At 59.9% G+C, this 22,967-nt stretch carries 21 protein-coding genes; 9 read left to right on the top strand and 12 right to left on the bottom strand.

Annotated features, from left to right (window positions below; all coding sequences use genetic code 11):
• Positions 1 to 118: 118 nt before the first annotated feature.
• The 5 genes from ACRQ1B_RS14650 to ACRQ1B_RS14630 all read left to right on the top strand — a co-directional run bounded on the left by ACRQ1B_RS14650 (position 119) and on the right by ACRQ1B_RS14630 (position 6,208).
• Entirely contained in the window at positions 119 to 1,105 is a 987-nt protein-coding gene (locus ACRQ1B_RS14650; protein ID WP_432294438.1) for a substrate-binding domain-containing protein, read from the top strand.
• 85 nt (positions 1,106 to 1,190) lie between these two features.
• Entirely contained in the window at positions 1,191 to 2,675 is a 1,485-nt protein-coding gene (locus ACRQ1B_RS14645) for a sugar ABC transporter ATP-binding protein (protein ID WP_432294437.1), read from the top strand.
• Positions 2,668 to 3,651, top strand: coding sequence for an ABC transporter permease (locus ACRQ1B_RS14640; protein WP_432294436.1), 984 nt, complete (start codon positions 2,668 to 2,670; stop codon positions 3,649 to 3,651). Before ACRQ1B_RS14645 ends, ACRQ1B_RS14640 begins: the two co-directional genes overlap by 8 nt.
• Positions 3,652 to 3,731: 80 nt before the next feature.
• On the top strand, positions 3,732 to 4,649 hold the full coding sequence (locus ACRQ1B_RS14635; RefSeq protein WP_432294618.1) for an ABC transporter permease: 918 nt from the start codon (positions 3,732 to 3,734) through the stop codon (positions 4,647 to 4,649).
• Positions 4,650 to 4,660: 11 nt separating this feature from the next.
• Positions 4,661 to 6,208 (top strand): FGGY-family carbohydrate kinase, encoded by a 1,548-nt coding sequence (locus tag ACRQ1B_RS14630; RefSeq protein WP_432294434.1) that lies wholly within the window; start codon positions 4,661 to 4,663, stop codon positions 6,206 to 6,208.
• A gap of 85 nt (positions 6,209 to 6,293) precedes the next feature.
• Here ACRQ1B_RS14630 and ACRQ1B_RS14625 read toward each other — a convergent pair whose 3' ends face one another.
• From ACRQ1B_RS14625 to ACRQ1B_RS14575, 11 genes are all read right to left on the bottom strand, one after another.
• The gene (locus tag ACRQ1B_RS14625) at positions 6,294 to 7,775 is read right to left on the bottom strand and encodes an NAD-dependent succinate-semialdehyde dehydrogenase (RefSeq protein WP_432294432.1); all 1,482 of its coding nucleotides are present in this window, start codon (positions 7,773 to 7,775) and stop codon (positions 6,294 to 6,296) included.
• A 76-nt stretch (positions 7,776 to 7,851) separates the two neighbouring features.
• Complete coding sequence (locus ACRQ1B_RS14620) at positions 7,852 to 8,928, bottom strand: ABC transporter ATP-binding protein (protein ID WP_432294431.1); 1,077 nt, start codon at positions 8,926 to 8,928, stop codon at positions 7,852 to 7,854.
• On the bottom strand, positions 8,925 to 9,725 hold the full coding sequence (locus ACRQ1B_RS14615) for an ABC transporter permease (protein WP_432294430.1): 801 nt from the start codon (positions 9,723 to 9,725) through the stop codon (positions 8,925 to 8,927). The genes ACRQ1B_RS14620 and ACRQ1B_RS14615 overlap by 4 nt, the downstream gene beginning before the upstream one ends.
• Before the next feature lie 5 nt (positions 9,726 to 9,730).
• Complete coding sequence (locus ACRQ1B_RS14610; protein ID WP_432294429.1) at positions 9,731 to 10,588, bottom strand: ABC transporter permease; 858 nt, start codon at positions 10,586 to 10,588, stop codon at positions 9,731 to 9,733.
• A gap of 77 nt (positions 10,589 to 10,665) precedes the next feature.
• The gene (locus ACRQ1B_RS14605; RefSeq protein WP_432294428.1) at positions 10,666 to 11,676 is read right to left on the bottom strand and encodes an ABC transporter substrate-binding protein; all 1,011 of its coding nucleotides are present in this window, start codon (positions 11,674 to 11,676) and stop codon (positions 10,666 to 10,668) included.
• A 50-nt stretch (positions 11,677 to 11,726) separates the two neighbouring features.
• Positions 11,727 to 12,056, bottom strand: coding sequence for an NIPSNAP family protein (locus tag ACRQ1B_RS14600; protein WP_432294427.1), 330 nt, complete (start codon positions 12,054 to 12,056; stop codon positions 11,727 to 11,729).
• A gap of 5 nt (positions 12,057 to 12,061) precedes the next feature.
• Positions 12,062 to 13,525, bottom strand: coding sequence for an aldehyde dehydrogenase (locus tag ACRQ1B_RS14595; RefSeq protein ID WP_432294426.1), 1,464 nt, complete (start codon positions 13,523 to 13,525; stop codon positions 12,062 to 12,064).
• A 7-nt stretch (positions 13,526 to 13,532) separates the two neighbouring features.
• On the bottom strand, positions 13,533 to 14,570 hold the full coding sequence (locus tag ACRQ1B_RS14590) for an LLM class flavin-dependent oxidoreductase (RefSeq protein ID WP_432294425.1): 1,038 nt from the start codon (positions 14,568 to 14,570) through the stop codon (positions 13,533 to 13,535).
• A 4-nt stretch (positions 14,571 to 14,574) separates the two neighbouring features.
• Complete coding sequence (locus ACRQ1B_RS14585; RefSeq protein WP_432294424.1) at positions 14,575 to 15,495, bottom strand: flavin reductase; 921 nt, start codon at positions 15,493 to 15,495, stop codon at positions 14,575 to 14,577.
• A 21-nt stretch (positions 15,496 to 15,516) separates the two neighbouring features.
• Complete coding sequence (locus ACRQ1B_RS14580; RefSeq protein WP_432294423.1) at positions 15,517 to 16,317, bottom strand: alpha/beta fold hydrolase; 801 nt, start codon at positions 16,315 to 16,317, stop codon at positions 15,517 to 15,519.
• Complete coding sequence (locus tag ACRQ1B_RS14575) at positions 16,292 to 16,894, bottom strand: amino acid synthesis family protein (protein WP_432294422.1); 603 nt, start codon at positions 16,892 to 16,894, stop codon at positions 16,292 to 16,294. Before ACRQ1B_RS14575 ends, ACRQ1B_RS14580 begins: the two co-directional genes overlap by 26 nt.
• Before the next feature lie 100 nt (positions 16,895 to 16,994).
• Here ACRQ1B_RS14575 and ACRQ1B_RS14570 point away from each other — a divergent pair, with 100 nt between their 5' ends.
• From ACRQ1B_RS14570 to ACRQ1B_RS14555, 4 genes are all read left to right on the top strand, one after another.
• The gene (locus ACRQ1B_RS14570) at positions 16,995 to 17,681 is read left to right on the top strand and encodes a GntR family transcriptional regulator (protein WP_432294421.1); all 687 of its coding nucleotides are present in this window, start codon (positions 16,995 to 16,997) and stop codon (positions 17,679 to 17,681) included.
• A 254-nt stretch (positions 17,682 to 17,935) separates the two neighbouring features.
• A complete protein-coding gene (locus ACRQ1B_RS14565; RefSeq protein ID WP_432294419.1) occupies positions 17,936 to 19,354 on the top strand; it encodes a phosphomannomutase in 1,419 nt (472 codons plus the stop codon).
• A gap of 61 nt (positions 19,355 to 19,415) precedes the next feature.
• Positions 19,416 to 20,843, top strand: coding sequence for a mannose-1-phosphate guanylyltransferase/mannose-6-phosphate isomerase (locus tag ACRQ1B_RS14560; RefSeq protein WP_432294418.1), 1,428 nt, complete (start codon positions 19,416 to 19,418; stop codon positions 20,841 to 20,843).
• A gap of 71 nt (positions 20,844 to 20,914) precedes the next feature.
• Entirely contained in the window at positions 20,915 to 22,024 is a 1,110-nt protein-coding gene (locus ACRQ1B_RS14555) for a glycosyltransferase family 4 protein (protein ID WP_432294417.1), read from the top strand.
• Positions 22,025 to 22,069: 45 nt separating this feature from the next.
• Here ACRQ1B_RS14555 and mmsB read toward each other — a convergent pair whose 3' ends face one another.
• Positions 22,070 to 22,945 (bottom strand): 3-hydroxyisobutyrate dehydrogenase, encoded by an 876-nt coding sequence (gene mmsB, locus ACRQ1B_RS14550; protein WP_432294416.1) that lies wholly within the window; start codon positions 22,943 to 22,945, stop codon positions 22,070 to 22,072.
• Between the last annotated feature and the right edge of the window lie 22 nt (positions 22,946 to 22,967).

Raw genomic sequence — 22,967 nt, 5'->3', positions numbered from 1 at the left:
GACAAGCGGAACCGCAACAACATAATGCACAACCGATTGCGCAACTCCGCACAACGGATTGTGCATCGTCGATTTGCACGCCGGGAGGATTGTGCCGGCGATATTTGGGAGGCTACTGATGAAGCGCAGGAATTTTATTCTGGCAGCGATGCTTGCCGGCTCGGTACTCGGTGCAGGCACGGCATTTGCCGCTGATAAGCCGACGATTGCGGTCGTCGCAAAAGTGGGCGGCATCCCATGGTTCAACGCCATGGAAAAGGGCATTCAGGAACAGGGCAAGGCACTCGGCGTCGACGCCTACATGATCGGCCCGACCAGCGCCGATCCTGCCCTTCAGGTGCGTGCCGTCGAAGACCTGATCGCCCGCGGCGTCGATGTCATCGGTGTTGTTCCGAATGACGCCAAGGTGCTTGAGCCGGTTCTCAAGAAGGCACGTGACAAGGGCATCGTCGTCCTGACCCATGAAAGCCCGGCATCGGAAAACATCGATTACGATTTCGAGATGATTTCCGCCCAGCAACTGGGCGAAGAGCATGCAAAGCTGCTCGCCAAGACGACCGAATGCAAGGGCTCCTACGCCGTGTTCGTCGGTGGCCTCAGCGTTCCGGCACACAATGCCTGGGCGGATGCAGCTGTTGCCTGGCTGAAGACCAATTGCCCCGACATGAAACAGGCCGCCGACCGCTTCGGCGTAGCCGAAAGCGTTGATGACAGCCGTGACACGGCACTTGACCTCATCCGCGCCAATCCGGATCTCGCCGGCATCATGTCTTTCGGCAGCCAGGGCACGGTTGGCGCGGCACGTGCCGTCAAGGAACGCGGCTTGTCCGGCAAGGTCGCCGTCATGGGTCTGTTTTCTCCGGGCCAAGGCCGTCGTCTCGTCCATGAAGGCGTGATCACCGGCGGCTTCCAGTGGAGCCCGCTCGAAGCCGGCAAGGCCTTCGTGGCGCTCGGCGACATGCTCGTGAAGGGCCAGAAGGTCACCGATGGGGCCGACCTGCCGGTCCTCGGCCCGGTCAAGATGGACGGCAAGGTTCTGTTTGCCTCCAAGCCGCTCGAACTGAGCAAGGACACCGTGGACGGTCTGGCCGAACTCGGCCTCTGATTTCCTCCCAAGGACTGTGGCGGCCGCGCGTCTGACATAACACGCGCGGCCGCCATGCACCGACGTCCAAGGCAAGGTCGAATACATGATGGAAATTGCAATACACGCCAGGCATATCAGCAAGGTGTTCGGGCAGGTGCGCGTTCTCGACGAGGTCGAGTTCGAGCTGCGCCGTGGCGAAGTCCTGTGCCTTGCCGGCGAAAACGGCTGTGGCAAAAGCACGCTGATCAAGATCATCAACGGCGTCTATACGCCCGAGGCGGGTGCTGAATTCCAGTTCGGAGACGACAGCGTCACCCGCATCACGCCGCATGACGCACGCGCCCGCGGCATCCACGTCATCTGGCAGGATCTGGCGCTGTTTCCACATCTGACCGTCGCGGAAAACATCATTTTCGACGATTATGTCGCGAGCCCGCTACGCCCCCTTTCCCGCAAGAAAGCGCGCGAAGAGGCACGCAGAACCATCGACAAGCTTGGCCTTGATCTGCATGTGGACGCCATTGTCGGTGATCTGTCGATCGCAAAACGCCAGCTTGTCGCCATCTGCCGCGTCATGCGCGCCGACGCCAAGATCATCTTCATGGACGAACCGACCGCATCGCTGACCTCGCGTGAAGTCGAATCCCTGCTCGATATTGCGCGAACGCTTTCAGCTCAGGGCATATCCATCGTTTTTGTCAGCCACCGCCTGTCGGAAGTGCTCGATGTCTGCCAGCGCGTGACCGTGCTTCGCAACGGCAAGCTTGTCGGCACATATTCCACCGAAGGCATGACACAGGCGCGACTGTCGGAACTGATGACCGGCCGGGAACTGACGCAGACACCCCGCACACAGGACAGGATCGGCGAGACCATTTTCGAAACGCAGGGCCTCAGCCGCGAGGGTGAATTCGAAAATGTTTCCTTCACGCTCCGCCGCGGTGAAATTCTGGGCCTTGCCGGACTACTCGGCGCCGGCCGCACCGAGCTGGCACATGTTCTTTTCGGCATGACCAGACCGACCGCGGGCCAAATACTCAAGGATGGCAAACCCTTGGCCCTGCGCTCCAATCGCGATGCGGTTGCAGCCGGCATTGCCTATGTCTCCGAAGACCGGCTCAATCTGGGGCTGGTGCAGAACCAGTCCATCAACATGAACACGGCTGCAACAGTGCTGCCGCAACTCGGAACGCGGTTTTTCCTGTCGCCGAGCCGCATCCGGACGCTGACTGCGGACTGGATCGCCCGGTTGAAGACCAAGGTCGCCAATGCGGAACTGCCGGTTTCATCGCTGTCCGGTGGCAATCAGCAGCGCATTGTGCTCGCCAAATGGCTGGCCACGCGGCCGGACGTGCTCATTCTCGATTGCCCGACCGTGGGCGTCGATGTCGGCGCCAAGGAAGGCATTTTTTCCATCATCCGCGAACTTGCGGATAGCGGAATGGCCATCATCCTGATTTCCGACGAAGCCGGAGAGCTCTGGCACAACAGTGACCGGATCCTGCTTCTGCGGGAGGGTCGTCTGGTCAACGAAACGCGCCCCGCCGATATCGATGAAGAAGCGTTGGAGGAGATGATCAATGCGTAACATGCGTTTCGGCACCGAAGCCGTGCTCGCACTTCTGATCGTGATCCTGTGCGTGTTCCTGAGCTTGACCACCAGCAGCTTTCTATCGTTGCAGAACCTCTTCGACCTGATGAACAACCAGTCGGTCAACATCATCTTCGCTGTCGGCCTTGTCGTCGTGCTGATCGCCGGCGGCATCGATATTTCCTTCGCCGTCGCAGCGTCAGTCGTACAATATGTCGTGCTGACCCTTTTGCTTTCGGTCGGGGGCGGCAATTGGGTTTCGGGTCTGGCGCTGGCTGCCGTATGCGGCGGTTTGCTCGGGCTGTTCAATGCCTTTCTCATCCAGAAATTCCGAATCGTGTCGATCATCGCCACGATCGGCACGTTCAATCTCTATTTTGGCCTGCTGATGTATTTCACCAGCGGTGTCTCCATCTACGACATTCCGGACTGGCTGTATGATCCGGTTCCGCTGGTGGCACTTCCGGCAGAACGTGGTACCGCCACGCTCTATCTGCCCGTCGCGGTGATGATCGTCATGGCATCGCTGACCTGGTTCATCCTGACGAGAACCGGTTTCGGCCGCTCCGTTTATGGCTATGGCTCCAGCCCCGAAGCCGCACTTCGCTCCGGCGTACGGGCGTGGCAGGTACAGGCCTTCGCCTATGGCTGGCTTGGGCTCTGCGCCGGCATTGCCGGCATGATGCAGGCCCATATCGTTCAGGAGGCCGTTCCCAATGCGCTGAACGGCCAGGAATTGCCGATCCTCGCCTCCGTCGTTCTCGGCGGCGCCACGCTGGGCGGCGGACGCGGCACGGTAATCGGTGCGATCCTCGGTGTGCTTCTGCTCGCCGTCGTGCAGAACGGTCTCAACCTGATGGGCGTCACGCCCTACGCATTCCAGATGATCGTCGGCTTCATCATCCTGGTCGCTATCACGGCGAGCAATCTCGACAGGATACTGCCCGGCAGAACCCGGTCGAAGGAGGTATGATCATGGCGTCCGAAAACCTAACCAAAACCGCTCCTTCACCTGTTGCACGTTTGAGCGGCGACTCGATCGAGCTCGGCGTCATGGCGCTGTTGTTCGTGGCCAGCATCGTGTTGTTCTCGCTGGTCGCGCCCGGCTTCCTCAGCCGCGGCAACTTTTCCTCCATGGCGGTGCAATTGTCGGAACTCGGCATTCTGTCGCTTGCCATGTTCGTGCCGATCATTTCCGGCGGTCTCAACCTTTCCGTCACCTTCACCGCCAACATCGCCGGCCTGACCACCGCCTGGCTGGTCAAGGGCGCGCTTGCCGGCGCCGGCATTGCCAGCCTGCCGGTCGCGGTCGCCGCCGGTCTTGGTGCCGGCGGCCTTACCGGCTTCGTGATCGGCGCCATCGTTGCTTATGTCGGCGCGCATCCGATCCTCGTCACCCTTGGCGCCATGATTTTTCTGCGTGGCCTTGGAGAATTCCTCACTCGCGGCGGCGATATTTCCGGCATGCCGGAAGCCTTTCTGACGATCGGCAATGGATCGCTGCTCGGCATCCCTATGCCGATGCTGATCTTCCTCGTTGCAGCCGGTGTGCTCGCCTATGTCATGCAGTTCACCCGCACCGGTTTTTCGATCCACATGATCGGCTCCAATCTCAGGGCAACGGAATATTCGGCGATCAACGTCAAGAAGGTGCTGATCGTCCTTTACACGATCTCCGGCGTGCTTGCCGGCTTGGCCGGCATGGTCATGCTGGCACGGTTCAACTCGGTGCGCATCGGACATGGCGAAAGCTATCTGCTGATCACCGTCCTTGCCTGCTTCATGGCTGGAGCAAACCCGTTCGGTGGCTTTGGCCGTGTGCTGCCGCTCGTGTTGGGCCTGATGAGCTTGCAAGTCATCGCATCGGGCATGAACCTGATGGGCGCAAGCCAGCATCTGGCGACGGCCGTATGGGGAGGCTTCCTGATCATCGTCATGATGGTTCGCGCTCCCTTCCTCAAGAAGACTTGAAAGACAGGCAGATGAACATGAGCGTCCAGGATTACGTCGTCGGCATCGATATCGGCACAGGAAGTGCACGCGCGGGCGTGTTCGACCGCAAGGGCAATCTTCTCGCCGAGGCCAAGAAGGCGATTGCGATCAACCGCCCGCAAACACATTTCGTTGAACAGAGCACGACGGATATCTGGGATGCGATCTGCCATTCGGTGCGCAAAGCCGTGAAGGATGCCGGCATTCCGACCGCCAGCGTCAAGAGCATCTCGGTCAGCGCCACCTGCTCGCTGGTGCTACTCGACAAGACACACGCGCCGCTGCGCCTTTCCGAGGGCGATCCCGCCTGGAACATCATCGTGTGGATGGACCACCGCGCCACGGCCGAGGCGGCCGAATGCACCGCCACCGGCGCTGCACCGCTCGCGAACCTCGGTGGCGTCATGTCACCGGAAATGGAAATGCCGAAGCTGATGTGGCTGAAGCGCCACCGCCCCGATCTTTATGCAAACGTCGGTTATGCCGGCGACCTAGGCGACTGGGTCGGTTTCAAATGCACGGGTTCGCTCGACCGCTCCGTCTGCATGCTGGCCTGCAAATGGACCTATGATCCACGCCCGGGTTTCGGATGGGACAAGGATTTTCTGGCTCAGGTCGACATGCTGGACGTGCTGAAGACGGCAGCGCTGCCGCAAGAAGCCCTGCCGGTCGGCGCAACGCTCGGCAACCTCACTGTCGAGGCGGCAAATGATCTTGGCCTCAATACCGACTGCATCTTCGCCGTCGGTATGATCGATGCCTATGCCGGTGCGCTCGGCACACTCGGCCGCAGCCTCACCGACAGGCCGGAGCAGCGTCTCGCCCTTATCGCCGGCACCTCCACTTGCCATATCGCTGCGCAGCCGATGCGCCGCGAAGTTCCGGGCATCTGGGGACCATATCCCGGTGCGCTTTGCGATGGTTATGTCGCCAACGAAGGCGGTCAGAGCGTCACCGGTGCGCTTCTCGACCATATCGTCGCGCTTTTTTCGGCAGGCCGTGATTTTGGCGATGATCCGCATGGCGCGCTGTCGGCGATCCTGCTGGAGCGCCTCGAAAACGGTGACCCGGCCCCGGATATCCATGTCCTACCGGATTTCATCGGCAATCGCTCGCCCATTGCCGACCCTGATCTGCGCGGCAAGATCACCGGCCTGACCCTCGAAGACCCGCGCGAAAATTTCATCAAGATCTACTGGGCAACCGCCACCGCGCTGATCTACGGAACCCGCATGATCATCGAGCGTATGAATGCCAATGGCTATGCGATCGATACGCTCCACTTGAGCGGCGGCCACAACAAGTCGCCGCTTTTGCGAAAACTTTACGCGGATGGCACCGGCTGCAAGGTGGTGTTGTCGGAGGCGCCGGAACCCGTGCTTCTGGGCGCAGCGGTCTCGGCGCTGGCACCGTTTGCCGATGGTGATGTTCTGGCGGTCGCCAATGCGCTTGAGCCGGGAGAGACCGTCCTGTCGCCCGACCCCACCTCAAAAGCCATGCACGACAAACGATACGAAGCCTTCCTTGCCCTTTACTGACGTCATCGCGGTGCCGCATCCGGCACTGTTTTATGACTGATAAAAATGAGCAAGCGTACTGCGCTGCTCCGGTATCGAAGCCGGGTCAGTCCACCTGCAGGCAAAGGTATTTGACCTCGACATAATCCTCGATGCCGTATTTCGAACCCTCGCGACCCTGCCCGGACTGCTTGATGCCGCCGAATGGCGCCACCTCGGTGGAAATCAGCCCGGTATTGATGCCGACCATGCCGTATTCCAGCGCCTCGGCGACCCGGAACACCCGGGAAAGATCCTTGGCGTAAAAATAGGATGCGAGGCCGAACTCGGTATCGTTGGCCATTTCGACCACCTCTTCCTCGGTCTCGAAACGGAAGAGCGGCGCGACTGGCCCAAAGGTTTCCTCCTTCGCCACCTTCATCGCCGAGGTCACGCCGGTCAGAATGGTCGGCTGGAAAAACAGCCCGCCCCGCGCATCGCGTTTGCCACCAACGGCGATCGCACCGCCTTTTTCGAGCGCGTCGGCAATATGTTCCTCGACCTTTTCCACCGCCTTTTCGGTGATCAGCGGGCCGGCCATGACACCCTCTTCAAAACCATCGCCGACTTTCATGGCCGACACTTTTGCCGCCAGCTTTTCGGCAAAGGCATCGTAGACGCCGGCCTGTACATATAGCCGGTTGGCGCAGACGCAGGTCTGGCCGTTGTTGCGATACTTTGAAATCATCGCGCCTTCGACGGCAGCATCGAGATCGGCGTCGTCGAACACGATGAAAGGCGCATTGCCGCCAAGTTCGAGGCCAAGCTTCATGATCTGCTCGGCACCCTGCCGCATCAGGATCTTTCCGACGCCGGTGGAGCCGGTGAAGGTGAGTTTGCGGACCTTGTCGTTTTCGGTGAATTCCAGCCCGATATCGGCCGATCTTTTCGAGGTGACGACATTGAACACTCCGGTCGGCAGACCAGCGCGCTCAGCCAGAACGGCCAGCGCCAGAGCGGAGAGCGGCGTTTCGGCCGCCGGTTTCGACACCATCGTGCAGCCTGCCGCGACGGCCGGCGCAAACTTGCGCGCCAGCATGGCATTGGGAAAATTCCACGGCGTAATCGACGCAACAACGCCGATCGGCTGTTTAAGGACAATGATGCGCTTGTCTTGCTGATGGCCGGGAATGGTATCACCATAGATGCGCTTGGCTTCTTCACCGAACCATTCGACATAGGATGCGCCGTAGAGAATTTCGCCTTTTGCCTCGGCCAGCGGCTTGCCCATTTCCATGGTGAGGATTGCCGCCAGATCATCGGCATTGGCGACCATCAGGTCATAGAGCTTGCGCAGAACGGCCGCGCGTTCCTTGCCGGTCTTTTTTGCCCAGAGTTTTTGCGCCTTGTGGGCCGCATCGATAGCGCGGGCAGCGTCAGCGCGCGTCATGTCCGGCAGGGTGGCGATCACGTCGCCGGTCGAGGGATTGGTGACGTCGAATGTCGCACCACCCTCACCTTCTGAGCGCCACTCACCGGCAATCAAAGCCTTGTCGGTGGCGAGCGACCGATCTTTCAGTTTCGCGAGAAGTTTTTCGGACAGGGCCATGGCGCCGGCCTCCTTGGATGGGCTGATTGCGGCAATGGTTGCCGAGGTCCGACATGATCGGACCTCGGCACCGGGATCAGGCGAAAGCGTGAGTCGATTTCGGCTCGAAACTCAGCCATGCCTGATCGCCGCGGCTGATACTGGAAATCGCCTCATGACCGAACGGCAGGCGAACGGACAGGCTTTCGCCATTCCCGGTCTGGGTGCTCACCTCGATATTGTTACCGAGGAAAGTAATATCGTTGATCGTCACGGCAAGACCGTTATCGACATGGGCGCTCGACAAAGACAGACGCTCCGGTCGCAAAAGCAGCGAAGCGGATTTGGCTCCTGCTTTGCCGGCATGCATCGGCACACCATCGATCACCGTGCCGCCGGGCAGTGCCAGTTTTGCCTTACCATCCAGGCTCGACAGGATTTCCGTATCGATGAAATTGCTGTCGCCGATAAAACCCGCCACGAAATGGGTGGCCGGATTGGCATAGAGTTCCTGACCGGTGCCGATCTGGTCGATCTCACCCTGGCTGAACACCGCGATCCGGTCGGACAGGCGCAGCGCCTCTTCCTGATCGTGTGTGACGTAGAGAATTGTTACGCCTGTTTCCTGATGGATACGGCGAATCTCGAACTGGATCTCTTCACGCAGCTTCTTGTCGAGGGCGGACAGCGGCTCGTCCATCAGCAGGACCGGCGGATTGTAGACCAGCGCGCGGGCAAGTGCGACGCGCTGCTGCTGACCGCCGGACATCAAGGCCGGCTTGCGGTCTTCAAAACCTTCGAGACGCACGAGCTTCAGTGCCTTTTTCACCCGCTCGGCAATTTCGGCCTGACCGACACGACGGATGCGGAGCGGAAAGGCAACGTTTTCACCGACGGTCAGATGCGGAAACAGTGTGTAACGCTGGAACACCATGCCGATATTGCGCTTGTGCGATGGCGTCGACAGCAGGCTCTGGCCGTTGAGCAGGATATCGCCGTCGGTCGGGTCCTGAAAGCCTGCCAGAATATAGAGCGTCGTCGACTTGCCCGAGCCGGATGGCCCGAGAAAGGTCATGAACTCGCCCTTGGCTACGTCCAACGTCACGTTCTTGACGGCAGTGACCTGGCCATAAGTCTTGCGGATGCCTTTGATGGAGAGAAATGGCTGGGTCATGCTTTGCGTCCCTTGCGGAAGAGTGCGGCCAGAACCATCAACAGGATGGTGAAGGCGATAAGAATGGTGGAGGCGGCGGCGATGACGGGCGTCAGATCCTGCCTGAGCGTCGCCCAGATCTTGACCGGCAGCGTCTGCAGCGTCGGGCTGGCCATGAATATGGCGAGAACGACTTCATCCCACGAGGCGAGGAAGGAGAAGATGGCGGCGGCAAAAATACCGTGGCTGACGGCAGGCACCGTCACCCTTATGCGGGCTTCCCAGGGGCTGGCCCCGCACAGGATCGCCGCGTCCTCGATCGACTTGTCGAAACCTTCGAGTGCATTGCCGATCGAGATGATCGAGAACGGCAGCGCGATCAGAAGATGCGCGATGATGAATCCTACCGTGGTGCCCGCCAGTCCGAGCTGCAGAAACAGCGCGTAAAGGGCTACGGCGAGCACCACGACGGGGAGGATCATGGGGGTCAGGAACAGGGCGCGAAGGGCTTCGCGCCCGAAGAAGGAGCCTCGATTGAGGCCAAGGGCGGCGAGAAAGCCGATGACGACGGAAAGAACCGTGACGATGGCGGCGATCTTCAGGCTGGTCAGCGCCGACCAGAGCCAGCGCGGATCGGCAAACAGCATCTGATACCATTTGAACGTCCAGGACGGCGGCGGAAAGATCAGCCATTGCGACGAGCCGAAGGAAAGCGCCGCGATGAAAACGATCGGCAGGATCAGGAACAGACAGACCAGAACCGTAAGGCCGATCAGGAACGGTTTCAAACCGCCGAGCTTATCGAAATCGAGCAGCATGATTGTTACCTCGCCCGATTGGGGTTCAGGAATTTGAGCTGGATGGCGTAAAGAACGAGCGTCACGATCAGCAGCACGAGAGCGGCCGCGCCGCCCATGCCCCAGTTGACCAGCGACTGCACGAATTGCGCCACGAGTTCGGCCAGCATCATGTTGGAGGTGCCGCCGAGAAGGGCCGGCGTGACGTAATAACCAAGCGACATGACGAAAACCATCAGCGCGCCCGAAGCGATGCCCGGCAGCGACAGTGGCAGCAGCACGCGGGTGAAACACTGGCGTTTGTTGGCGCCACAAAGAGCAGCTGCCCGCAGGATGGCCGGATCGATCGACTTCAGGATGCCGATCAGCGGCAGGATCACGAAGGGCAGCATGATATAGGTCATGCCGATGGTGACACCGACGAGATTGTTCACAAGTGCCAGCGGCTTGTCGATGATGCCGAGGTTCATCAGCATCTTGTTGACGACGCCGGTACGCTGCAGCAGCACCATCCAGGCATAGGTGCGGGCGAGAAGGTTGGTCCACATGGACAGAACAATGATCGCCATCACCAGCCGCGACCACTTGTCGGGCATGATGGCGAGCAGCCACGCCACCGGAAAACCGATCACCACGGCCACCACGGTGACCAGACCGGCAACCGTGAACGTGTTGAGGAACACCCGCAGATAGGTCGTGGAGCCAAGCAGCTCACGGTAGTTCTGTAAACCGGGCGTGGGCTCGAGCACGCTGCGCATCAGCAGCATGAGAACGGGGATGATGAAGAAAAAGGCGATGAGCAGCAGAGCCGGCACGACATAGCCGAAACTGCCGTTGCGCCTGATCTTTTTCTCTCCACCGTCAGTCGTTGCCGACAGAACCATTACAAACCTCCCGGTTCCCTCACGGAATTCACGGGCCGGCACAACCGGCCCGTGTCACACATGTCTTCAGGTGAAAATTACTTGGCCTGCCAGGCGTACCAGCGGGTGCCGATCTCGTCGCGATGGGCGGCCCAGTAGCTCATGTCCGCGTTGACCTGGGTTTCGGCCTGCTGGTCGGGCAGCGTCTTGCGCAGGTCCGCATCCATCAGTTTCGGCGAGTCCGTGTTGATCGGCGCGTAACCGGTCATCGTCGCGAACTCGGCCTGAGCCTTGTCACTGGTGGCGTTGGCGATGAACTTCATCGCTGCGTCCTTGTTCTTCGTGCCTTTCGGAACGACGAGCGCATCGGCGGCGGTGATGTTATTCGTCCACGACGTCTCGACGGTGACGCCGGTCTGGGCCAGCGCGGTCAGGCGGCCGTTCCAGAAGGAGCCGAACGGAGCTTCGGCCGATGCCAGCAACTGCTGCGACTGCGCACCGCTATCCCACCAGACGATTTCCGACTTGATCGTGTCGAGCTTCTTGAAGGCACGGTCGAGATCAAGCGGATAAAGCTTGTCGGCCGGCACGCCATCGGCGAGGAGTGCTGCTTCGATCACGCCCGGCGCGGACCACTTGTAGAAAGTGCGCTTGCCCGGGAACTTTGCGAGATCAAAAAGATCGGCCCAGCTTTTCGGGCAGCCATCGACGGCATCCTTGTTGCAGCCGATAACGAAGGAATAATAGAAGCTGCCGACCGAATAATCGGTGACGAAACGCGGATCGAGTTTTGTCTTGTCGATGACGGAAAAGTCGAGCTTTTCGAGAAGGCCTGCATTACCGGCCTGAACCGCATAGTCACCCTCGACGTCAACGACATCCCAGGCAACATTCTTGGATTCCACCATGGCCTTCAGCTTGCCGTAGTCGGTCGGGCCGTCCTGGGTAACGTTGACGCCAGCCTCAGTGCTGAACGTATCGGCCCAATGCTGTTTCTGCGCATCCTGCGTGGTGCCGCCCCAGCTGGTGAAAACCATGTCGGCGGCGCTTGCCTGTCCTGCGAAGGCGACGGTAGCGGCGAGAATGGCGATGATCGTCTGCTTTTTCATGTTTTCTCCTCCCTGAGAAAAACCGTGATCTGCGAATGTGTTGTGTGGCTCTAGACCGGCGTCGTGCCGCCCAGAGGCGAGAATGCTGCGGGCGACATGATCTTGTTGTCGGCGGTGACGATCAGGTCGCGTATCTTGGGCAGGAAAGCCTGCCATTCGGGATCGGCTCCCAGCCGAGCACGCCGCGCCTGACGGTCATCGAGGCTTTCGAACCCCCAGATATGGACGATCTCGTTGATCGGCCCGATCTCCGATGAGAAGTAGCCGACGAGATTGCCAAGGTGCTTTTTCTGAATAGTGATGCCGATCTCGCCGACCACCTTCAGGTATTCGGGAATGGCGCCGTTCTTCAGCCGATAGGTTCTGATCTCGTAGAACATGGTCATCACCGCATCACGAAAGGATCTGGGAACGGCTCGTCGGACGTTCTCAGCCACACCGTCTTGGTGCGGGTGAAATCGAGTGCGGCGGCAAGGCCACCTTCTCGGCCATGGCCCGACTGGCCGTAACCACCGAATGGCGCAATCGGCGACACGGCGCGATAAGTGTTGATCCAGACGATGCCGGCACGGATGCGTTTCACCATGCGATGCGCCCGCGTCAGGTTCTGGGTGAACACGCCGGAGGCAAGGCCGTATTGGGTATCGTTGGCCAAGGCGACCGCTTCATCCTCATTGGTGAAGGATACGACCGAGAGCACCGGACCAAACAGTTCGGTTTCGACCGACGGCGAATTGATGCCGTCGCAATCGAGAATGGTCGGCAGGTAATAAAATCCGTCGCCCTCGCCTGCGCGACCACCGGTCACGACCTTTGCGCCTGCACTGATAGATGCAGAAACGATCTCTTCGACGTGGTCACGCTGGCGCTTGGTGCAGAGCGGTCCCACTTCGGTCGCCATTTCCAGCGGTGTGCCGATGCGGATCGCTTCCGCCTTGGCCTTCAGAAGGCCGACAAACTGATCCTTGACCGAGCGCTCGACGATGAGACGGGAACCGGCAACGCAGCTCTGGCCGGTGGCAGCAAAAATGCCGGCGACCTGCGCATTGGCAGCGCTTTCCAGATCGGCATCGGCGAACACGATGAAGGGCGACTTGCCGCCGAGTTCCAGCGAGGTGCTGGCAAGGTTTTCGGCCGAATTGCGCACCACATGCGCCGCCGTGACCGGACCACCCGTAAAGGCGATATGATCGACGCCCGGATGACGGGTGAGCGCGCTGCCGCAGGATGGGCCGAAACCGGTGATGACGTTCAGGACACCCTTGGGGAAACCGGCCTCATGCACGAGGCGGGCAAATTCCAGCATCGGTGCCGGACCATCTTCCGAGGCCTTGACCACCAGCGTGCAGCCGGCAGCAAGCGCCGGACCGATTTTCACGGCGGAGAGAAAAAGCTGGCTGTTCCACGGCACGATGGCGGCGACGACACCGACCGGTTCGCGCCGTGTCCAGACATCCATCTCGGCCTTGTCGATCGAAAGCGTCGAGCCTTCGATCTTGTCGGCGAGACCGGCGTAATACCGATAATAATCGGCGACATAGGCGATCTGCGCCGAGGTCTCGCGGATGATCTTGCCGGTATCACGCGTTTCCAATCCGGCAAGGCGCTGAGCATTGGCCTGGACCAGATCGGCGAGCCGGTATAGCAGTTTTCCGCGCGCAGAGGCGGTCAGTGTCGGCCATTCGCCATGCCACAAAGCCTTTTCGGCCGCCTTCACGGCCCGATCGACATCCGTCTCGCGCGCTTCCGGCATGGAGGCCCAGACCTTGCCGGTCGAGGGATCGATGCTGTCGAACCGGGCAGAGCCATCTTCGAAAACACCATCGATGTATTGTTGAAAGTCGTGCATCTCAGCCTCACCGGAACGCTGGCATGACGTCGGCGATAAAGCGTTCGAGCGACGCCTTCTTGCGCTCGAAGCTCATGCCGGTATCGATCCAGAACGAATATTCGTCCCAACCCTGTTGTTCGTAAACCTTCAGGCGATCGATCACCGTTGCCGCATTACCGATCGGCATGTTGGTGATCATCTTTTCCGGCGAAAGGTTCGGGTTGGCCGCCAGTTCCTCTTCGCTCAGGGTCTGGATCAGGCCCTGATGGATCGGGCGCTCGTTCTTGAACCAGGCAAAGAAGTAATTGTAGTAGGTGCTGATTTCCTTCGCTGCCTTGGCAATATCAACCTCGTCAGAGCCCACATAAGTGTGCTGCAGCAGCATGATTTTCGGACGCGTCACATCCGGCGCCTTTTCGCAGGCCGCATCGAACCGTTCCATCAGACTGGCAATCTCGGCCTCGCCATTGGCAAGGGGCGTGCACTGTACGTTGCAGCCATTGGCAACGGCAAATTCGTGGCTGTTCGGATCACGCGCGGCCACCCAGATCGGCGGATGTGGCTGCTGCACCGGTTTGGGCGCGGAGGTTGTTTTCGGGAATTTGTAGAACTCGCCGTCATGGGCGTAATCACCTTCCCAGATGCCCTTGATGGCCGGGATCAGTTCGCGCATGCGCTGGCCGGCGCCCCACGGATCGAGACCCGGAAGCAGGCGTTCATATTCAAAACTGTACGCGCCACGAGCAATGCCGAGATCGAGACGGCCGCCACTGATGAGATCGGTCATCGCCGCTTCGCCGGCAAGCTTGATCGGATGCCAGAAGGGCGCAATCACCGTGCCGGTGCCGAGGCGCACATTCTTGAAGCGCGCGGCCAGGTCGGCCAGATTGACGAAAGGGTTCGGCGCGATGGTGAATTCCATGCCGTGATGTTCACCGGTCCAGATGGCATGCATGCCACCCTTGTCGGCAATCTCGCAGAGCTTGATGAACTCTTCGTAGAGTTCCTCATGGTTCTGGCTGGCATTCAGCCGCTCCATATGAACGAAAAGCGAGAACTTCATGGGATCACCCTTTTTTGGCCACGGCGTGAACGCGGCCCTTTTCCTGATTGCCGAAATAGATGCCGAAATTGCCGAGCGTGCTTTCTTGCGCGTAACGCTTCACGGTCTCACGGATGGCGGCATCCTGGATCTTTTCAAGTGGCAGTTGCTGGAGCGGGAACAGTTGGCCGACTTTTGGCGCGCCCTCGCCTAACGCGGCGCGATAAACGATGTGCTGGCGGCCGGCCTTGGTGTCCTCGTAGATGGAATAAAGCAGGCCGGTCTGGATCGAGAGACCGATCTCGGCGGTGAACTGCGGCTCGAGCGCCTCCATGCCTTCGCTTTCGGCCTTGTCGACGAAAGGCAGCGTCCAGCCGCCATTCGCATCCGGCACCAGCAGGATTTCGCCAGCCCGCTCGGCAACAGCACCGACGGACAGGCTGCCTTCGACATTGGCGAGCAGGTTCTTCTCGGTGAGTGCCGGCGTGAAATAGCCGCCACGGGCATAACCGAGGCCGGTCTTGCCGGAGTTTTCGAACCCTTCGATCTTGCCGATCAGTATGACATGGTCACCGGCATCGACGCGTTCATTTGCCGAACAGTCGAACCAGGCGGCGACATCGGAAAACACGGGGGAGCCGAATGGCCCCTTCTGCCAGTCTACCGCAGCAAAACGATCTTCCACCGGGCGGGCAAAAGTGTTGGAAACATCCTTCTGGTCTTCGGAGAGGATGTTGACGGCAAATCCCTTCGTGGCCATCAGCGTCTGGTAATTGCGCGATGTCTTCGCCAGGCAGACCAGAAGCAGCGGCGGATCCAGCGATACGCTGGTAAAACTGTTGGCGGTAAAGCCGATGGGCGCACCATCATCATTGAACGTGGTCACCACGGTGACACCGGTCAGGAATGCACCGAACGCATCGCGCAGCGCTCTTGGATCTGTCATTGTCACTCCTCCCATTCCTCCTTATCGGACCGGCTGCCAGCTGAGCCAGTCGGCCAGTGCCTCACTCACCTCCTCCGGCGCCGTGAGATTGACCATGTGTCGGTGGCCTTTGATGACGACAGCCCTTCCTTGAGGGGCGGCCCTGGCCATGTCTTCGGCCATCTCGGCCGTCGAATTCTTGTCGCCATCACCCGTCAGGAACAAGGCCGGCGCCTTCACCTGTGGCCAGCTGTCCGAATAGACCGCATCGCCGGTGGCAAAAGCCCGATAGGCGGCGGCATATCCGCCGGGATCGACCTTCTGCAGCAGCTCATGCACGAGACGATAGGCGGCACCATCCTTTTCATCCGACGAAAACCATCTTTCCAGCGGTGCTTCACGATCGAAGGCTCCGGAAAAGATCTCGTCGGCGCGGGCTTCGACCGCCTCGCGCGCTGCCGACGTCCGTTTGTAGACGCCGTTCAGCAGAGCCACTCGACGGAGTTTAGACGGCTCCGTCGCAGCAAATCCGGCAGCAATCAATGCGCCCATAGAGTGACCGGCGACGCTGACTGCATCCAGCCCCAACTCATCGACCAGCCTTGCAAACCAGGCGACGAAATTGGGCAGTTCCGGCCGCGCATCGAGCGGCACCGAAAACCCGTGCCCCGGAAGATCGACCGCGATGACGCGGTGATCTTTCGAGAGCCGCTCGATCTGTGGTCCCCAGGCTTCGATGCGCATGCCCACACCATGGATGAGGACGAGCGTCTCGCCGCCTTGCCCCTGGTCGAAAAAGGCAGCGCCGGAAGGCGTCTTAGACCGCGGCAGGGTTTGCAGCATCGTGACCCAGCTCCTTCAGGTCCTGATAGCGATCACCGATGCGGTGATGCGGACGGCCACCGATCGAGGCACCGAGCGCGACGACGATTTCGTCGGCAGCCGGCGCATCCGGAATGGCGCACTGGATCGTCAGGTAATGCGAGCGACGGCCTTCGTCGTTCTTGTCCATCAGCGGGATCATGATCGGCGCATTGGCCGGACCGCGGGTGTTGCAGAAGGCGAGGTAGGACTTTGCGCCAACGGCGGTGCGGTAATGATTGCCGAAACGCAGCGTGTGGATCAGCGCCGAACCATGCTCAATTTCGCCATCCAGACCAACGACCGCCGATTTCCCGTACCCCTCGACAGCTTCACCCGAACCGACCGTATCGATGATCATCTTGGTGAGCAGTTCACCGAGCACCGGAGCAACCTCATGGATCTCAGGCTTGAGATCCTCGACAAAACCACGACCAGCCCACGGGTTCTTCATCACGGCCAAAGCCGCGATCAGCTTCAGCGGCGTCACCGCTTGCTTGCCGCCTTCAACGAGCGTCGTTTCGATCTGCAGAAACGTCTTGCGGATCACCGGTGCCATGGAATGCCTCCCTGCAATTTCATCTGACCGTATGTTGGTATACCATCGGACAGCATGTCAAGTGCTTGCCGGAATCATTTTTTGAAGCTAAAGAAGACACATGATCAAAAACGCTGACCCTCTCGCCGCCCTGCGCATCGAAACACCACCTGCGACCTTGCGGGAAATGGCCTTGGAACGCATGCGCCGCGCCATCATCAGCGGTCTTTTCGAGCCGGGCACACGTTTGGTCGAGCGCACGCTCTGCGAGCAGATGGGGGTGTCGCGTTCAGTCATCCGCGAAGTCATTCGTCACCTGGAGGCGGAAGGGCTGGTGGAGATGCTGGCCAAGCAGGGGCCGATTGTTGCCCGTCTCGAATGGGACGACGCTCGCCAGATCTACGAAATCCGTGCCGCCCTGGAGGCGACCGCCGTTGCAGATTGCGCGAGGGTGGCGGACGAAAAGGTGAAGGCTGAGCTGCGCCAGTCTCTCAACGAACTCGACAGGACATCCCGGCAGAATTCGCCGCTCGGCATTCTCGATGCAACGACGAGTTTTTACCGGACAATTTTTCATGCCGGCGGGCACACGATCGCCTGGGACATCGTCAGCCGCTTGAACAGCCGCATCTCGCGCCTGCGGGTCATGACGCTGTCCACGCCCAATCGCACCACATCCGGCCCCAGCCAGATTCGCGAAATCTTTGCCCGGATCGAAAGGAACGAACCGGAGGCCGCTGCAACGGCCTGCAGGGCGCATGTTGCAGCAGCGGCTGCGATTGCTGAAAGCATCATCGGCGGAAAATAGAAATCCGCAACGAGGTTCAAAGCCACTCCACCGAACTCTTGCATTCACGATGAAGCAGGCGCGGCAGCGCCCAGGGCGGCCATAGCTTTGCTCGACAATTGCCGGGCAACACAGGTTGAAAACCTGCCTGCGCCGAGGAAGCGGTCATAAAACTGATGCCATTTCCTTCGGCCTCTGGCTTGTCCGCGTCTTGACTCCTGAGCATGGCAGCTTACGGAAGTAGACGCGAGCGAGAGACAACTTTAGGACATTTCATGAAATTCGGCACCAGCGGATTACGGGGTCTTGTGACGGATCTTCAGGGCCATACTTCGGCTTTGTACGCGACCGCCTTTGCCAGGCATTTGCTGGAGTCGGGCTTCGCAAAGGTGGGCGATCGCATTTTCGTCGCCGGCGACTTTCGCCCCTCCAGCCCCGATATCGCCGCAACCTGCATTGGCGCGCTGGCTCGCGCAGGTTTTGCACCCGTCGATTGCGGTGCGATACCCACGCCTGCGCTGGCGCTTTATGCCATGTCGAAAGGCTGCGCATGCCTGATGATCACGGGGTCGCATATTCCAGCGGATCGAAACGGCATCAAGTTCTATCGGCCGGACGGCGAAATCGACAAGACGGACGAGATTGCGATCACGCGAATCGCTGCCGAAATCAGTGACTCGATCATCGATTTGACGCCCGGCGTCGCGCCAAACGAGGAAGATGAGGCGCTCGCTCTTTTCCTGGTGCGCAATGACACACTTTTGCCTGCGAACGCTCTGTCGGGCTTGAAGATTGGCGTTTACCAGCACAGCACCGTCGCACGTGAAGGGCTTGCCAAGGTCATCGCCGCTTATGGCGCCGAGGTCGTGACACTGGGTCGCTCCGATCATTTCATTCCAGTCGATACCGAGGCCGTGTCACCGCAAACCGTCGAACTTCTGCGCAACTGGGCGCAGCAGCACAAGCTTGACGCGATCATTTCCGCCGATGGTGACGGCGATCGCCCACTGGTGTCCGATGAGACGGGAACGCCGCTGCGCGGTGACCTGCTTGGACTGATCGTTGCCCGCTTTCTGGAAGCGAACGTCGCCGTTACCCCCGTTACCTCCAATTCCGGCATCGAAGCTGCCGGCAGCTATCGTGTCATCCGCACCCGCGTCGGTTCGCCATTCGTGATCGAGGGCATGGTCAGCGCCAGCGCGGATGGCGATACCGCGGTGATGGGTTTTGAAGCCAATGGCGGTGTCCTGACTCAATCCGATTTCGACGTGTCAGGCACGACGCTGACCGCGCTTCCCACACGCGACAGTTTTCTGCCGATCCTGGCCACGCTGTTTCTGGCGAAGCAGCAAGGCAAGCCGCTATCCGCCATTGCTGCCGATTTTCATCTGCCTTTTGCCGCAGCGGACCGGCTGGAGAATTTTCCCGTCGAGACCAGCGCGGCATTGATGACACATCTGCGTGCATCGCCTGAAAACCTGAAGGCGTTTCTCGCCCCGCTGGGCGGCGTTGCATCCGTCAGCGATATCGATGGCCTGCGCGTCACGCTTTCCGATCGCTCGATCATTCACCTGCGTCCGTCAGGCAATGCCCCGGAAATGCGCTGTTATGTCGAGGCTGAGGACGAGAAGGCGGCCGCAGCACTGCTTGACAGCGGCCTGTCGCTTGTCCGCGAATGGGCGAAATTCCATTGATCCGATTGCCTGTTTAGGGCTGTGCATCTACAAGACATCCGTCCGTTCACCGGAGAGACCCATGACCCAGAAGATCATTCCCGTCATCATGGCCGGCGGCAAAGGCACGCGCCTGTGGCCTCTGTCGCGGTCGAGTGCACCAAAACAGTTCATTCAGGTTGTCAACGAAACGACGCTTTTCCAGGAAACGCTGGAGCGCGTGGCAAACGGCGCTGTTTATGAAGCCCCCGTCGTCATCACCAATCAGGATTTTCGTTTTACCGTCGCCGAACAGGCCCGCGAAGTCGGCATCGATCTTTCGGCGATCATTCTCGAGCCGGTGGCGCGCAACACTGCCGCCGCCATCGCTGCCGCCGCTTTTCACCTCAAGCAGGTGTTTGGCGAAGACGCCGTCCTGCAAATTCTGGCCTCCGACCACGAGATCGATGCCGGCCGCGACTGGAGCGAGGCGATCGCCACCGCTCTTAAAACTGCCAACTCCGGCAGGATCGTCACGTTTGGCATCAAGCCGACCGAACCGGCAACGGGGTATGGCTATATCGAACAAGGCGAGTCTCTTTCTTCCGGCGCGCACAAGGTCAAGCGGTTTGTCGAAAAACCACAGCTGGATGTGGCCGAACAGATGTTGGCCGCCGGTGGCTTCTTCTGGAATTCCGGCATCTTCATGTGCCGCGCCGATCTGCTCTTGAACGAGCTCGAAAGCTTTGCACCTTCGGTTCACGCCGCAGCAAGCTCTGCGGTCGAGAATGCCTCGGTTGATCTCGATTTCGTCCGCCTCGATGAGAAAAGCTTCGCGGCGAGCCCGGATATTTCCATCGACTACGCCGTGATGGAAAAGACCGCGAACGCCGCCGTCGTGGCGGCCTCGTTCGCATGGTCCGATCTCGGCAGCTGGGATTCGGTGTGGAAGCTCGGCGACAAGGATGACAATGGCAATGTTGTCATTGGCCATGCAACCGTCATGAACACGGAAAACTCGCTTGTTCTGTCGCGCGCGTCGCATATTGCGGTACAGGGACTGAAGGACGTTGCCGTCATCGCCAGCGAGGATGCCGTCTATGTCGGCCGCATGGAAGACGCACAGGATGTCGGCAAGCTGGTCAAACATCTCGCAAAGGCGGAGGCAACCGCCAAGCTGACGGAAACCCACCCGACCTGCTATCGCCCGTGGGGCGGTTACACGTCGATCCTCAACGGTGATCGCTTTCAGGTAAAGCGGCTGTTTGTTCTGCCGGGTAAAAAACTCTCGCTTCAGAAGCATTTTCACCGCTCCGAGCACTGGATTTGCGTGAAGGGCACAGCCGAAGTCACCATCGGCGATACCGTGACCTTCGTGCGCGAAAACGAATCCGTCTACATCCCGCAGGGCGATCTGCACCGCCTCTACAACCCGGGGCGGATCATGCTCGAGATGATCGAGGTTCAGACCGGATCCTATCTCGGTGAAGATGACATCGTGCGCGTATCCGACGAGTTCGGACGCGGCTAAGCTCGACGCTGACATTGCGGCGCCGTCGCGGATGGACGGCGCCGTATTCACGATGCTTTCGAGACCTTAAAATGCGCGTTCTTCATGTCTTCAAGACCTATTATCCGGATTCGTTCGGCGGTGTAGAGCGAACGATCCACAGCATTGCCAAGGGTGCGCTGGCGCATGGCATCGCCTCGGAAGTCCTGTCGCTCAGCCGTGATCCGGCAGGCCATACCGTGGAGTTCGCTGGGCACATGGCACATAAGGCCAGGCTCGATTTCGAATTCGCCTCAACCGGCTTTTCGTTCGATGTCATTTCCAGGTTCAAGGCTCTGAGCGCCGAGGCGGACATCGTCCACTACCATTTCCCCTGGCCGTTCATGGACATGCTGCATGTCCTGCATCCGCCGAAAAAACCGACGATCGTTACCTACCACTCCGATATCGTCAAACAGAAGTTTCTCCTGCAACTTTACAAGCCGCTGATGCACCGCTTCCTCGGCAGCGTCGATCGGATCGTCGCAACCTCTCCGAATTATCTGGAGAGCAGCGAGGTGCTCAATCGCTATCGGCAAAAGACGGAGATCATCCCGATCGGTCTCGATGACACCGATTACCCGCGTGCCTCTGAAAACCTCAAGAACACGTGGCAGGCACGTTTTCCAAAACCGTTCTTCCTGTTCGTCGGCGTGCTGCGTTACTACAAGGGCCTGCACACGCTTATCGATGCCGCCCGAAATGTCGATGCCGATATTCTGATTGCCGGCGAAGGCCCGATGGAAGAGGAACTCAAGGCGCAAGCTACCCGTGCCGGTCTCGCCAATGTCCATTTCATCGGTGCCGTCAGCGATCTGGACAAGGCAGCGCTTCTGGAGCTTTGCAAGGCTTTCGTTTTTCCCTCCCACCTTCGATCGGAAGCCTATGGCCTGTCACTGGTGGAGGCCGCCATGTTCGCAAAGCCGATGATCTGCTGCGAAATCGGCACCGGCACCAGCTTTGTCAACAAAGATGGAGAGACCGGCATTGTCGTGCCGCCGCAGGATGCCGTCGCATTGGCACAGGCGATGACGGCACTTCAGGAAGACCCGCACATGGTCGCTTCTTTTTCCGCAAACGCTCTGGCCAGATACCGGCAAGAGCTGCAGGCCGCCACGATGGTGGAGAAGTATTGCCGCCTCTATCGTAGTCTCGGCCGGTAGATCACGGCGGGCTGCAGCGAAACGATGCGGCTGGCGGCAGCCCATTTACGCTCTCAGCATCCGTATGATCGCCGAAAAATCCTCGCTGCCGTGCCCTGCCTGTTCGAACTGCGCATAGAGTTCCGCAGCATGCGCGCCCAGCGGCGTCTCGGCCCCCGATTGAGCCGCCGCCGCCTGCGACAGCATCAGATCCTTCAACATCAACGCTGCTGCAAAGCCGGGACGGTAATCCACGTTGGCGGGCGAAGCCGGCACCGGTCCAGGCACCGGGCAATAGGTGGTGAGCGACCAGCACTGACCGGACGAGGTGGACGCCACGTCGAACAGAGCCTGATGGGACAGCCCAAGCTTTTCACCGAGCGCAAACGCCTCGCAGACGCCGATCATCGAAATACCGAGGATCATGTTGTTGCAGATCTTTGCCGCCTGCCCGGCCCCATCCGCACCGCAATGAACAATCTTCCGGCCCATCGCTTCAAGAATGGCCTGGCCTGCCGTAAACGCCTTGTCTGATCCACCTACCATGAACGTGAGCGTTGCCGCCGCGGCACCGCCGGTGCCGCCCGATACCGGCGCATCGAGCGACGGGCAGTTCATCGCCTCTGCAAGCGCATGTGCCTTGCGCGCGTTTTCGACATCGATGGTCGAGCAGTCGATCAGCAACGTCCCTTCCGGCAGAAGCGTCGTCAGATCGGTCCAGACGGAAACCACATGATCGCCTTTTGGCAGCATGGTGATCACACATTCCGCTTGCGTGACCGCTGCGGCCAATGTGGCAGCGACACTGACGCCCGTCTCCGCCGCAGCGAGAAGCGATGTTTCGGAAAGATCGAAACCTGAAACCTGATAGCCGGCCTTCACCAGATTGGCGGCCATCGGCCCACCCATGTTTCCAAGCCCGATGAATGCGATGCGCTTCATAACCGTCTCCCTTGTCGTCTGC

The organism is Endobacterium panacihumi, assembly GCF_050847465.1.
Classification (GTDB): domain Bacteria; phylum Pseudomonadota; class Alphaproteobacteria; order Rhizobiales; family Rhizobiaceae; genus Neorhizobium; species Neorhizobium panacihumi.
Note: the sequence above shows the minus strand (reverse complement) of the source record. Positions and strands in the feature narration are given on the sequence as shown.

Coding starts and splice junctions, on each gene's coding strand:
- ACRQ1B_RS14575 (WP_432294422.1), bottom strand. CDS start 16,894: ATGGCACCGGTGATCCGCAAGACGTTTCTGCAGATCGAAACGACGCTC.
- ACRQ1B_RS14630 (WP_432294434.1), top strand. CDS start 4,661: ATGAACATGAGCGTCCAGGATTACGTCGTCGGCATCGATATCGGCACA.
- ACRQ1B_RS14585 (WP_432294424.1), bottom strand. CDS start 15,495: ATGACAGATCCAAGAGCGCTGCGCGATGCGTTCGGTGCATTCCTGACC.
- ACRQ1B_RS14620 (WP_432294431.1), bottom strand. CDS start 8,928: ATGACCCAGCCATTTCTCTCCATCAAAGGCATCCGCAAGACTTATGGC.
- ACRQ1B_RS14610 (WP_432294429.1), bottom strand. CDS start 10,588: ATGGTTCTGTCGGCAACGACTGACGGTGGAGAGAAAAAGATCAGGCGC.
- ACRQ1B_RS14590 (WP_432294425.1), bottom strand. CDS start 14,570: ATGAAGTTCTCGCTTTTCGTTCATATGGAGCGGCTGAATGCCAGCCAG.
- ACRQ1B_RS14565 (WP_432294419.1), top strand. CDS start 17,936: ATGAAATTCGGCACCAGCGGATTACGGGGTCTTGTGACGGATCTTCAG.
- ACRQ1B_RS14605 (WP_432294428.1), bottom strand. CDS start 11,676: ATGAAAAAGCAGACGATCATCGCCATTCTCGCCGCTACCGTCGCCTTC.
- mmsB (WP_432294416.1), bottom strand. CDS start 22,945: ATGAAGCGCATCGCATTCATCGGGCTTGGAAACATGGGTGGGCCGATG.
- ACRQ1B_RS14570 (WP_432294421.1), top strand. CDS start 16,995: ATGATCAAAAACGCTGACCCTCTCGCCGCCCTGCGCATCGAAACACCA.
- ACRQ1B_RS14640 (WP_432294436.1), top strand. CDS start 2,668: ATGCGTAACATGCGTTTCGGCACCGAAGCCGTGCTCGCACTTCTGATC.
- ACRQ1B_RS14600 (WP_432294427.1), bottom strand. CDS start 12,056: ATGTTCTACGAGATCAGAACCTATCGGCTGAAGAACGGCGCCATTCCC.
- ACRQ1B_RS14650 (WP_432294438.1), top strand. CDS start 119: ATGAAGCGCAGGAATTTTATTCTGGCAGCGATGCTTGCCGGCTCGGTA.
- ACRQ1B_RS14555 (WP_432294417.1), top strand. CDS start 20,915: ATGCGCGTTCTTCATGTCTTCAAGACCTATTATCCGGATTCGTTCGGC.
- ACRQ1B_RS14615 (WP_432294430.1), bottom strand. CDS start 9,725: ATGCTGCTCGATTTCGATAAGCTCGGCGGTTTGAAACCGTTCCTGATC.
- ACRQ1B_RS14595 (WP_432294426.1), bottom strand. CDS start 13,525: ATGCACGACTTTCAACAATACATCGATGGTGTTTTCGAAGATGGCTCT.
- ACRQ1B_RS14645 (WP_432294437.1), top strand. CDS start 1,191: ATGATGGAAATTGCAATACACGCCAGGCATATCAGCAAGGTGTTCGGG.
- ACRQ1B_RS14635 (WP_432294618.1), top strand. CDS start 3,732: ATGGCGCTGTTGTTCGTGGCCAGCATCGTGTTGTTCTCGCTGGTCGCG.
- ACRQ1B_RS14580 (WP_432294423.1), bottom strand. CDS start 16,317: ATGCTGCAAACCCTGCCGCGGTCTAAGACGCCTTCCGGCGCTGCCTTT.
- ACRQ1B_RS14560 (WP_432294418.1), top strand. CDS start 19,416: ATGACCCAGAAGATCATTCCCGTCATCATGGCCGGCGGCAAAGGCACG.
- ACRQ1B_RS14625 (WP_432294432.1), bottom strand. CDS start 7,775: ATGGCCCTGTCCGAAAAACTTCTCGCGAAACTGAAAGATCGGTCGCTC.